Raw genomic sequence first — 11354 nt, 5'->3', positions numbered from 1 at the left:
GCCTGGATGTACAGGGTCACGCGACGGGCAGGCCGGTTTCCGACCTGCTCGGCGGCAAGGTCCGCGACGCGGTGCCGTTCAGTGCTTACCTGTTCTACAAGTGGGCGGCGCATCCCGGACTCGAACCCGACGCGTGGGGCGAGGCGGTGGACCCGGCAGGCATCGTCGCACAGGCGCAGCGCATCGTCGACGAATACGGTTTCACCGCAATCAAACTCAAGGGCGGCGTGTTTCCTCCCGACGAGGAGATGGCGGCCATCGAGGCGCTGCGGGAAGCCTTCCCCGACCATCCATTGCGCCTGGACCCCAACGCCGCCTGGACCCCGCAGACCTCAATCAAGGTCGCCTCCGGTCTGGCCGGGATACTGGAGTACCTCGAGGACCCGACGCCCGGCCTCGTCGGCATGGCCGAGGTCGCGCGTCAGGCGCCGATGCCGCTGGCGACGAACATGTGCGTGGTCGCGTTCGGCCAGCTCGCGGCTGCCGTTGCGAAACAGTCTGTCGGCGTGGTGCTTTCGGATCACCACTACTGGGGCGGCCTGCAGCGGTCCCGACTGCTGGCCGGCATCTGCGAGAACTTTGGCCTTGGCTTGTCTATGCACTCCAACTCTCACCTCGGGATCAGCTTGGCCGCGATGGTGCACCTGGCTGCCGCGACACCGAACCTGAGCTACGCCTGCGACACACACTGGCCGTGGAAGTCGGAGGAGATCGTCAAACCGGGTGCGCTGGAGTTCGTGAACGGTTCGGTGCCGGTGCCGACTACACCCGGACTTGGCGTCGAGATCGACGACGACCAGCTCGCCACACTGCACGAGCAATATCTGCGCTGCGGTATCCGCGACCGTGACGACACCGGCTACATGCAGACAATCGATCCGGCCTACCAGGCAATCAGCCCCCGCTGGTAACCAGACCGCCGGTAGACTGATGCACGATTACCGCATCTGCGGCCTTAAGTGATGCGAGGAGTGCATCGGTGTTTTCGCTCGCGCGGCTGTCCTGCTTCATCGCGGTAGCCGAGGAACTGCACTTCGGGCGGGCGGCCGAGCGGCTGCACATGACGCAGCCGCCCCTGAGCCGGCAGATCCAGCAGCTGGAGAGCGAACTCGGTGTGCACCTCATCGACCGCACCACCCGATCGGTCACGCTCACCCCGGCCGGGGTGGCGTTTCTTCCCGACGCGCGACGCATCCTGCAGCTGGCGGAGGGCGCGGCGCAGACGGTAAAGCGCATTCCGGCAGGCGATCTCGGCACGGTCGTGGTCGGCTTCACCGCGGCGTCCGCACACGCCGTGCTGCCCCGCCTGCTTGACGACGCACGTGAGAAGCTGCCCGACGTCAAGCTCGACCTGCGCGAGATGGTCACCGCGGCGCAGATCGAAGGGCTGATGACCGGTGAGCTGGACCTCGGCATGGCCCGCCCGCCGCTGAAGCGGCCCGGCCTGGTGTCCCGGCCGCTACTGCACGAGCAACTCGTCGCCGCGCTGCCCGTTGGACATCCATTGGCCGGTCTTGCGCGGCAGCTGACCCTGAACGACCTCGACGGCCAGGACGTCGTCATGTATTCACCGGTGCAGGCGCGGTACTTCAACGAACTACTGATCAGCCCGTTCACCATTGCCGGAGCGACTCCCCGCTACGTGCAGTACGTGACACAGGTGCACACCATGCTGGTGCTCGTGCGCTCAGGCATCGGCATCGCTCTAGTCCCGGCGTCAGCGGCCACGCTGCATCCCGAAGGGGTCGTGTTCCGGTCCATCGGGGCATTCCGGGAGCGGCCGGTGGAGCTCGACGCGGTGTGGCGTGGCGACAGCAGCAACCCTGCTTTGCTTCGCTTGCTCAGAGACGTTCTGCCTCAGCGAGAATGGACGACGGACGATTTGGTGGAGGACGTGGTCGGCTAGAGCAAATTCCTGCTACCGTCTAATAACTACGTTTGGAAGGCATATGAAAATGTTCTCGTCGACGAAACTGGTTGTCGCGGTTGGCGGTCTGGGCCTGGCGTTCACCACCGGAATCGGGATCGCCTCTGCACAACCCGATGTCAACCCGATCATCAACTCCACCTGCACCTATCCGCAGGTGATTGCCGCACTGAACGCCCAATCGCCCGAACTCGCCGGCCAGTTGGAGCAGACCCCGGCCGCTAATGGGTGGCTGAAGAGTCTCATTGCCGCGTCACCGGATCAGCGACGGGTGATGGTTGCGCAGGCGCAGGCCTTTCCGGGAGTTCAGCAATACACCCCGGTGATCACCCAGGTCGCCAACACCTGCAACAACTTCTAAACGGGCGTCACGAGCTCGCCGGTTTTCAGGAACTGGTCGAGGTTGCGCAGCGTCAGATCCTCCATCGCGGCGCGGGTTTGTTCGGTTCCGCTCGCGACGTGGGGTAGCAGCACGACGTTGTTCATGGCCAGCAGTTCGTCGGGGACCTTCGGCTCGTCGGCGAACACATCGAGGCCCGCGCCCGCGAGCCGGCCGGCGGACAGCGCCTCCACCAACGCGGCCTCGTCGACCACGCTGCCGCGGGCGATGTTGACGAGATATCCGTTGGCGCCGAGCGCATCGATGACGTCGCGGTCGATCAGGTTGCGGGTGTCGGCGCCGCCTGCCGCCGCGACGATCAGCACGTCGACCTGGCGGGCCAACTCGGCCGGTGACGCCACATAGGTGAAGGGCGTATCGGCGACTTCGCGGCGGTTGTGGTAGCGGATCGAGCAGCCGAACGCCGAAAGCCGGTGTGCGATGGCGCTTCCGATGCGGCCCAGCCCGACGATCCCTACGCGGGTATTGCTGACCTGTCGCGTCAGGGGGTAGTTGCCGTCGACGGGCCAGCGCCCTGCGCGCACGTACCGGTCGGCTGCCGAGAACTGACGCAGCACGTCGATCATCAGCCCGACGGCGGTGTCGGCCACGCAGTCGGTCAGCACATCGGGGGTGTTGCTGACCCCGATGCCCCGGCTGGCGGCCGCCTCGACGTCGGTGGTGTCGTAGCCGACACCGAAGTTCACCACCGCGCCAAGTCGCGGCAGCGCCGCCATAAGTTCGGCGTCGACTCCGGTGCGCCCCGATGTCACCGCGACGGTGATTTCGTCGGCATGCTCGGCGAGGAACGCGGTGCGGTCGGCGGCGCCCTCGGGCAGCACGTGCGCGGTGTACGACGTGCGCAGTGTCTCCGCGAGGGACGGTTTGAGCGGACCGACCTGAAGCACGCAGCGGGCGGCAGGGGTAGCGGGACTGGGCACAGTTCTCCTCTGGTGATTTACCGAAACGGTAGGCCGTGCTGCGAATACCCGTCCAACACGGAAATAGCATTGGTTATTGCCTAAGCCGCATAATTGCCCGGGCATTGCGTGGAATGACCGCATCGGCTGGTCGGCTCGCACAGCAAAACCGCACGTCAAGCCAACAATAACGATGCAGTACCTGCCGCGCGATCGCGTTCTGAGGCAGCAAAAATGGGCGGTTTCCACCGATTGCGCTGGGTTGACTGCCGACTCGGCGCGCTCTTAGCTTGTGGCTGCGGTCACAGACTTCATCCACATACGTGGACAGCCCCAAACCGGAGGTTCTATGAGACCCGCTGTCGTCGCCCTCTTGGGCACCTGCCTGGTGGCCGCGGGCTGCACCGTCGCCAACTCGGGCCACGGTGGCTATGACGTCAACACGCTGCGGATCGTGTTGCAGGAGGAACCGCCGACGCTCGAACCGTGTGAAAGTTCACTGACGTCGACCGGTGTCGTGGTCCGGTCCAACATCACCGAACCGCTCGTCGAACGCGATCCCGCCACTGGCGAACTGGCGCCGCTGCTGGCAACCGCATGGCGCCAGACGTCACCAACCGAGTGGACGTTCGACGTCCGGCAAGGCGTCACCTTCTCCGACGGATCGCCGTTCACCGCGGCCGACGCCGCGTTCTCCATCGACCGCGCCGTCAACTCCGATCTCCAGTGCAACGTCGACGGGTACGTCTTCGGTGACGAGAAGCTCGCCGTTGCCGCACCCGATGACAGCACAGTCACAGTGGGCACCGAGAAGCCTGACCCGATTCTGCCGCTGAGGATTTCGTTCGTCGAGATCGTGCCGCGCTCGACGAGCACGGCGCAGAAGGTGCGTGAGCCGATCGGCACCGGCCCGTACGCCATCGCCGACTGGGAGTACGGCCAGAAGCTTGTTCTGCGCCGCAACGATGCCTATTGGGGAACCAAACCCGACTTCGCCCGCGCCGAGTACCAATGGCGAAGCGAAGGCAGCGTGCGCGCAGCCATGGTCGTCAACGACGAAGCGGACATCGGCACGTTGATCGGGCCTGAGGACGGGGCAGGCGACCTCGGCGTCGCGTTCCCCAACAACGAGACAACTGCGTTGCGCATGACGGGAACCGAAGCGCCGCTCGACGACATTCGCGTGCGGCAGGCCATCAACTACGCGGTCAACCGCACCGGCATCGTCAAGGCGCTGTTCCGTGGCATGGGGGAACCGGCTGCGCAGCTCATCCCCGAAGGGGTCGTGGGCTACAACGCGGATCTGCAACTGTGGCCGCATGATCCGGAGAAGGCCAAGCAGCTCATCAACGAGGCCAGGGCCGACGGTGTGCCCGTCGACAAGCAGGTCCGGCTGATCGCGCGCACCGCGCAGTTCCCGAAGATCACGGAGACGGTTGAGGTCATCCAGAACGAGCTGAGCCAGGCCGGCCTCAACGTCAAGATCGAGATGATGGACACCGCGGGGCAGTTGCAGTACCAACTGCAGCCCTTCCCGGAAAACGCAGGGCCGTTCATCGCGCTCATCATGCATGGCAACCAGGCCGGTGATGCCGCGTTCAGCGTCGACCAGTACATGCGCACCGACGGCGCGCAAAACGGCTACGGGACAGCCGCATTCGACAGCAAGATCGATGCGGCGGGACAACTCACAGGTCAGCAGCGCCAGGACGCGTACGCCAAGCTGTTCGCCGAGGAGCCCAACGAGGTCGCCCAGTTCGCCTACATCGCGCACATGAACGGCGTGCTGGCCAAGGCGGCCCGTGTGGACTATCAGCCCAACTCCGCGACCGGCGACGAGATGCGTCTCTCCGAGATGAAGTTCGCTGCCGCCGACCGCACCGACACGCAGTGAGAAGCGGGAGGCCCTGACCGATGTTCTCGTTCGTACGCCGCAGGATGTACACCAGCGCACTGCCGTTGATCATCGTGCTGCTCGGCGTCTTCCTGCTGGCCCGCCTGACCGGCGATCCGACCAACCTGTATCTGCCCGAGTCCGCGACTCCCGAACAGCGCGAAGCCTTCGCGGCGAAGAACGGCTTCGACCAGCCGCTGCTCACCCAGATGGCCGACTACTTCAAGGGTGTCATCCATCTCGACTTCGGCACGTCGATGCGCACCGGCGAATCGGCGTCCGAGATGGCGCTGCGCGCGTTCCCGGCCACCCTGCAGCTCGCAATCACCACCATGCTGCTGGCCATCGTCGGTGCCATCGTGATCGGGTGCTGGGCCGCGTACCGGCCGAACTCGATCGCTGACCGGTTCTCAAGCCTGCTGTCCATGACGGCGGCGAGCATCCCGGACTTCTGGTTCGCGATCACCGGCGTGTGGCTGTTCGCCGTGCTCCTAGGAGTGCTGCCCACCTCGGGCGTCGACAGCGGTCTTTCGTGGATATTGCCCATCGCGACTCTGATGATCAGACCACTCGGTGTGCTGACCCAAGTCGTGCGCGGCGCAATGGTTTCCGCGCTGTCCGCGCCATACGTAAGGCTGGCACGCAGCAAGGGGGCGAGCGATTTCCGCGTCGTCACCCATCACGCACTGCGCAACGCCGCCGCGCCGGCCCTTACCGTCGCCGGCGACCTGGCGGTCGGTTTGATCAACGGCGCGGTAGTCGTCGAGGCCATCTTCGGCTGGCCCGGCATCGGCAAGTTGATGATCGACGCGATCCTGCAGCGCGACTTCGCGGTACTGCAGGCCGCGGTGCTGCTGACCGCCGTCAGCATCTTCGTTCTGAACATCGTCATCGACGGCTGCTACGCGCTGCTGGACGCGCGGGTCCGCGAACCGGCAAGGGTCTAAGGGAGTTTGGCAGATGAGCACACAACTCGACTACGTGCCGGCGAAGCCGACGACGGCCATCGTCGGCGATGCCGAAACCGGGACGTCCCGCAGGAGGGGACGGTCGTCGTGGTACCGACTGTTGATCAACGACCGCGTGGCCGCACTGGCCGCAGCGGTGCTCGGATTGGTCTTCCTTACAGCCGTTTTCGGCCCGATGCTGGTCGGCGAACTGGCGACGCGCATCGACCTTGACAACTCCAACCAGGCGCCGTTCACACTGGCGCACGGTTGGGCCAACGTGCTCGGCACCGATCCGCTCGGCCGCAGCATGCTGGCCAGGCTGATCGTCGCCAGCCGCACCACGCTGTCGGTGGCCATCCCCGCTGTGGTGCTGTCGGCAGTCGTCGGCTCGGCGATAGGCATGTGGGCCGGCTACTACCGGGGCTGGCGCGAGACGGTCGCGATGCGCATCGCCGACGTCATCATGAGCTTCCCGTCATTGCTGCTTGCGGTTGTCGTGCTCTATGTGTTCTCGCCAAGCGCGGCGAATATCGTTCTGGTGCTGGCGATCACGCGCATCCCGGTCTACCTGCGCACCGCACGGGCCGAGTCCGCGGAGCTGCAGAGCCGGTTGTTCGTCGACGCCGCCCGCACGTTCGGCGCGGGCGCTACGGCGATCATCACGCGCCACGTCCTGCCGATCGTGCTGCCAACGCTGTTGACCGTCGCGACGCTGGACTTCTGCTACGTGATGCTGGCCGAGTCGTCACTGAGCTTCCTCGGCATCGGTATCCAGCCGCCCGACGTCAGCTGGGGCCTGATGGTGTCGCAGGGCCGGACCTATCTGCACACCGCGTGGTGGTTGTCGTTCTTCCCCGGCCTGGCGATCGTCATCACCACGGTGTCGGCCACCATCCTGGCCGCGTGGGCGAGGATCGCGACCGATCCCGGCCAGCGGTGGCGGCTCACCGTGCCACAAAAGCGCTTGTCCCGCTTCACGAAACCTGCAAAGCGCCTGTCGTGAAAGGTCCTGTGATGACTGCTCTCGCCGACCCCGCCTCCGCCGAAGTGATCGACGCCGACCCCGCGTTGGAAGTCGACGGCCTGAGCGTCGACATTCGCACCATCAGCGGCACAGTCCGCGCCGTCAACGACGTGTCCTTCGCCGCCCACCGCGGCGAAACCCTGGCGCTGCTGGGCGAATCGGGGTGCGGCAAATCGATGACCGCGACGGCCCTTGTTGGGTTGCTCGAACCGGTCGCTGACGTGGTTGGCGGATCTGCGCGGCTTGCGGATGTCGACCTGCTCGGCGTCGACAAGAAGAAGCGCCTGCGGCTGGCCGGCACCGAGCTCGCGATCGTGTTCCAGGATGCGTTGACGGCACTGAACCCGCTCTACACCGTGGGAACCCAACTGGCAGAACCATTCCGGATCCACCAGGGGATGAGCGCGAAAGACGCCAAGCGGAAGGCCGTCGAGTTGATGGCCCGTGTCGGGATTCCGCAGCCCGAGACCCGGCTCAACTCCTACCCCCACCAGTTCTCCGGGGGTATGCGCCAGCGGCTGCTGATCGCAATGGCCGTCGCGTTGAACCCGAGCGTGCTGATCGCCGACGAGCCGACCACCGCGCTGGACGTCACCGTGCAGGCCCAGATCATGGCGCTGCTGCGGGATCTGCGGTCGGAGTTCCACATGGCCGTCGTGCTGATCACCCACGACCTCGCGCTCGTCGCCGAAGAAGCCGATCGCGTCGCGGTCATGTACGCAGGGAACATCGTCGAGACCGGTCCGGTGTCAGAGGTTTTCGCGAACCCGCGGCATCCCTACACCAAGGGGCTGCTCAACTCGGTTCCGGTGAACGCCGTGCGCGGAGAAGACCTCAAGTCCATCGGCGGCGCACCGCCGGATCTGCACTCCATCCCGACCGGTTGCGTCTACCAGGCGCGCTGCCCGCTGGCCAGGGACATCTGCGCGACGAAGCGGCCCACGCTGGAGGCGGTCAATGCTAGCCGCAAAACCGCCTGCCACTTCCCGGAGGAGGTCCCCAATGTCTGATCGGCTGCTCGAGGTCCGCGACGTCACCAAGTCATTCCGGGTGGCAGGCAAGAACAAGCTGTGCGCACTGGACGGCATTACCCTCGACCTCGGCCGCGGTGAGACACTGGGCTTGGTCGGCGAGTCGGGCTGCGGAAAGTCCACGCTGGCAAGAACATTGCTGATGCTGGAGCGGCCGGACACCGGCACCGTCACCTTCGACGGCATCGACCCGTTCAGCCTGCGCGGCAGCGAGCTGCTGAAGTTCCGCAGGCGGGTGCAGATGGTGTTCCAGGATCCGTATGCGTCGCTGAACGCGCGGATGTCGGCGGGCGACATCATCGCCGAGCCTTGGCGCACACACAAGACGCTCTACAAGACCCGCGGTGACCGGGACAAGCGGGTGAACGAGCTGCTCGACCTCGTCGGTCTGCGCGCCCGCGACGCGAATCGGTATCCGCAGGAGTTCTCCGGCGGTCAGCGTCAGCGCATCGGAATCGCAAGGGCCCTGGCATTGAATCCGGACATCATCGTCTGCGACGAGCCGGTTTCCGCGCTGGACCTTTCTGTGCAGGCCCAAGTCCTCAACCTGCTCAACGATCTGCAGCAGCAGCTGGGCATCAGCTACATCTTCATCTCGCATGACCTCTCCGTGGTGCGCCACGTCGCCGATCGGGTGGCCGTGATGTACCTCGGCCGGATCATCGAAACCGGGCCCACCGAAGCTGTTTTCGAGCGGCCCAACCACCCGTACACCGCGGCGTTGATGTCGGCGGCACCGAAACTCGAAGCGGCACACCGCGGAAACCGGATCCTGCTGAAGGGCGAGGTGCCCTCACCGCTCAACCCGCCGTCAGGCTGCCGTTTCCGGACCCGATGCTGGCGGGCCACCGACATCTGCGCGACGCAGACGCCACCGGATGCCTACGATCCGGACATCGGTGAGCACAGCGCGCTCTGCCACCATCCGCTGCTCTCCGAGCGGGTGGCTACTGTGACAGCGTGAGTGTCGCAGGGTATTCGATTGTCGCCGTTGCGATCATCCTGGCGTCCTGCATGCAGGCGTCGATCGGATTCGGGATGGGCATGCTTGCCGCGCCCATCGTCGCCATCGTGGATCCCAGTCTGATTCCCGGCACCCTGATCATGCTCGCGACCCTGCTGACGATCTTCGTGGTGATACGCGAGCACGAAGAGATCGACCTGTCCGGGACGGGGTGGGCGCTGGTGGGACGAGTGCCCGGCACCATCGCGGGGGCCCTGCTGCTCGCAGCACTGCCGGAGCGCGCACTGGCCATTGTGCTGGCCGGCGTCGTCCTCGTGGGCGTCGCACTGACCAGCACCGGCTGGATTCCGGTGCCGCATCGACGCAATCTCATACTTGCCGGCGCCACGTCCGGGGTGCTCGGCACCGCGACATCGATCGGCGGCCCACCCATGGCGCTGGTGTGGCAGAACACCACTGGCGCTCGACTGCGCGGCACGATGAGCGGCTTCTTTCTTGTCGGCTCGCTGATGTCGATCGCGGTGTTGACGCTCACCGGAGCGGTGGACGGACGCACCGTGTCGTCGTTCGCCGTGCTGATGCCCGCCGTCGTAATCGGCTACGGGCTGTCCCGATTGGTGAATCATCTGCTCGACCGCCAACGACAGCGATGGATAGCGATCGCGATCTCCGCCGTCGGCGCGATCGTGCTGATCATCCGGCAACTCGTAGGATTCTGAACGTGCCGAAACCGACTGGCGAACGCGCTTCCGATGTGTCGGAACGCAAAGTGAAGTCGGCGGTGCGCACGGTCGAGTTGCTCGAATACCTCGCGTCACGACAGGAGCGGCCGGCGCGGATCCGCGAAATCTGCGCTGCGCTCGACATGCCACGCAGCAGCGCGCACGCATTGTTGCGAACACTGATGACGCAGGGCTGGATCCGCGCCGACGCGTCGGGAACGTTGTACGGCATCGGAATTCGGGCGTTGCTCGTCGGGACAAGCTATCTGGACACCGATCCGTATCTGCCGGTGATTGCGCCGTTTCTGGACGACCTCAGACAAGGTCTCGACGAGACGTTTCACCTTGCGCGCCTCGACGGCACCGATGTCGTCTACCTCGCTACGCGCGAATCGCGGCAATACGTGCGCACGGCCAACAGGGTGGGCAGGCGATTGCCTGCGTACGCCACGGCGCTGGGCAAGGCACTGCTCGCGGACCGGTTCGGCCCCGAGCGCGACGAGCATCTGCCTGCCACGCTTGCCCCGCTGACCGCGCACACCATCACCGATAGGGACGCTCTCGACGAGGCTCTCGACGATGTACGCGTCCGCGGGTATGCGGCGGACAACGAGGAGAACACGGTGGGGTTGCGGTGTTTTGCCGTGGCACTGCACTACGTGCAGCCCGCACAAGACGCGATCAGCGCATCGGTGCCCATCAGCCGGTTGACCGAGGACCGCGAGCGCGAGCTCGTCGAAGCGCTGCGTGCGGTGGGCGACAAGGCATCGCGGGTGGTCCAATCCATGCAGTTCAAGCATCAGTCAATGCCGTCTTAGTGTTGGACGTGCATGGATCGGGCTCAGTATTCTGAGGCCACCATGGCCTCGTCACCCCGAACCCCGACCGTCCGCGAGATGAAGGTCGTCCCGGTTGCGGGCCACGACAGCATGCTGTTGAACCTGAGCGGCGCGCACGGCCCGTTCTTCACCCGGAATCTGGTGATACTCAACGATTCCGATGGCAATACGGGCGTCGGCGAGGTACCGGGCGGAGAGTCGATCCGACGAACCCTCGAAGATGCGATACCGCTCGTGGAGGGCACTGGTCTCGGTGCCTATCACGCGACGCTCGCCGCCATGCGGCGTGAATTCGCGGACAGGGACCGCGGTGGCCGAGGTGCTCAGACATTTGATCTGCGGATCACCGTGCATGCCGTCACGGCTGTCGAGTCGGCCCTGCTCGATCTGCTCGGGCAGCATCTCGGCGTCACGGTCGCCGCGCTGCTTGGCGAAGGACAGCAACGCGACAGGGTGCCGGCACTCGGATATCTCTTCTTCGTCGGCGACCGGACCAAGACCGACCTCGCGTACCGCTTGGGTGCCGACGAGGATGCAGGTGCCGACGAGTGGCTGCGGATCCGTCACGACGAGGCGCTCTCGCCGGAAGCTGTTGTGCGGCTGGCAGAGGCTGCGCGTGACCGCTACGGCTTCCGTGATTTCAAGCTCAAGGGTGGTGTGCTGCCCGCCGCCGATGAAGCCAAGGCCGTGATCGCCCTCGCGGA

Annotated in this window: 11 protein-coding genes and 1 pseudogene; 11 read left to right on the top strand and 1 reads right to left on the bottom strand. The window is 65.6% G+C overall.

What is annotated here, in order from left to right:
- From VFH65_RS13355 to VFH65_RS13345, 3 genes are all read left to right on the top strand, one after another.
- On the top strand, nt 1–911 hold a 911-nt coding region (locus VFH65_RS13355), incomplete at its 5' end, for an enolase C-terminal domain-like protein (protein ID WP_353322145.1).
- Between the two features lie 68 nt (nt 912–979).
- Nucleotides 980–1906 carry a LysR substrate-binding domain-containing protein gene (locus VFH65_RS13350; RefSeq protein ID WP_353322143.1) on the top strand — a complete coding sequence of 309 codons (927 nt, stop codon included), beginning with the start codon at nt 980–982 and terminating at the stop codon, nt 1904–1906.
- 43 nt (nt 1907–1949) lie between these two features.
- On the top strand, nt 1950–2288 hold the full coding sequence (locus tag VFH65_RS13345; RefSeq protein ID WP_353322141.1) for a hemophore-related protein: 339 nt from the start codon (nt 1950–1952) through the stop codon (nt 2286–2288).
- Here the strand turns inward: VFH65_RS13345 and VFH65_RS13340 are convergent.
- Entirely contained in the window at nt 2285–3247 is a 963-nt protein-coding gene (locus VFH65_RS13340; RefSeq protein ID WP_353322139.1) for a 2-hydroxyacid dehydrogenase, read from the bottom strand. The genes VFH65_RS13345 and VFH65_RS13340 overlap by 4 nt on opposite strands.
- Before the next feature lie 328 nt (nt 3248–3575).
- Between VFH65_RS13340 and VFH65_RS13335 the strand changes: the two genes are divergently transcribed.
- From VFH65_RS13335 to gudD, 8 genes and pseudogenes are all read left to right on the top strand, one after another.
- Entirely contained in the window at nt 3576–5120 is a 1545-nt protein-coding gene (locus VFH65_RS13335) for an ABC transporter substrate-binding protein (protein WP_353322137.1), read from the top strand.
- Nucleotides 5121–5140: 20 nt separating this feature from the next.
- A complete protein-coding gene (locus VFH65_RS13330) occupies nt 5141–6067 on the top strand; it encodes an ABC transporter permease (protein WP_353322135.1) in 927 nt (308 codons plus the stop codon).
- Nucleotides 6068–6080: 13 nt separating this feature from the next.
- Nucleotides 6081–7073, top strand: coding sequence for an ABC transporter permease (locus VFH65_RS13325; RefSeq protein WP_353322133.1), 993 nt, complete (start codon nt 6081–6083; stop codon nt 7071–7073).
- 11 nt (nt 7074–7084) lie between these two features.
- Nucleotides 7085–8104, top strand: a complete 1020-nt coding sequence (locus tag VFH65_RS13320) for an ABC transporter ATP-binding protein (protein ID WP_353322131.1) — start codon at nt 7085–7087, stop codon at nt 8102–8104.
- Nucleotides 8097–9089: an ABC transporter ATP-binding protein gene (locus VFH65_RS13315; protein ID WP_353322129.1), complete on the top strand. Its 993-nt coding sequence runs from the start codon at nt 8097–8099 to the stop codon at nt 9087–9089. The genes VFH65_RS13320 and VFH65_RS13315 overlap by 8 nt, the downstream gene beginning before the upstream one ends.
- Nucleotides 9086–9808: a sulfite exporter TauE/SafE family protein gene (locus VFH65_RS13310; RefSeq protein WP_353322127.1), complete on the top strand. Its 723-nt coding sequence runs from the start codon at nt 9086–9088 to the stop codon at nt 9806–9808. The genes VFH65_RS13315 and VFH65_RS13310 overlap by 4 nt, the downstream gene beginning before the upstream one ends.
- A 2-nt stretch (nt 9809–9810) precedes the next feature.
- Nucleotides 9811–10629, top strand: a complete 819-nt coding sequence (locus tag VFH65_RS13305; protein ID WP_353322125.1) for an IclR family transcriptional regulator — start codon at nt 9811–9813, stop codon at nt 10627–10629.
- A 42-nt stretch (nt 10630–10671) separates the two neighbouring features.
- Nucleotides 10672–11354: pseudogene (gene gudD / locus VFH65_RS13300) on the top strand (glucarate dehydratase); the annotation flags it as partial.

It is taken from the genome of Mycobacterium sp., from assembly GCF_035697385.1.
In the GTDB taxonomy this organism is placed as follows: domain Bacteria; phylum Actinomycetota; class Actinomycetes; order Mycobacteriales; family Mycobacteriaceae; genus Mycobacterium.
Note: the sequence above shows the minus strand (reverse complement) of the source record. Positions and strands in the feature narration are given on the sequence as shown.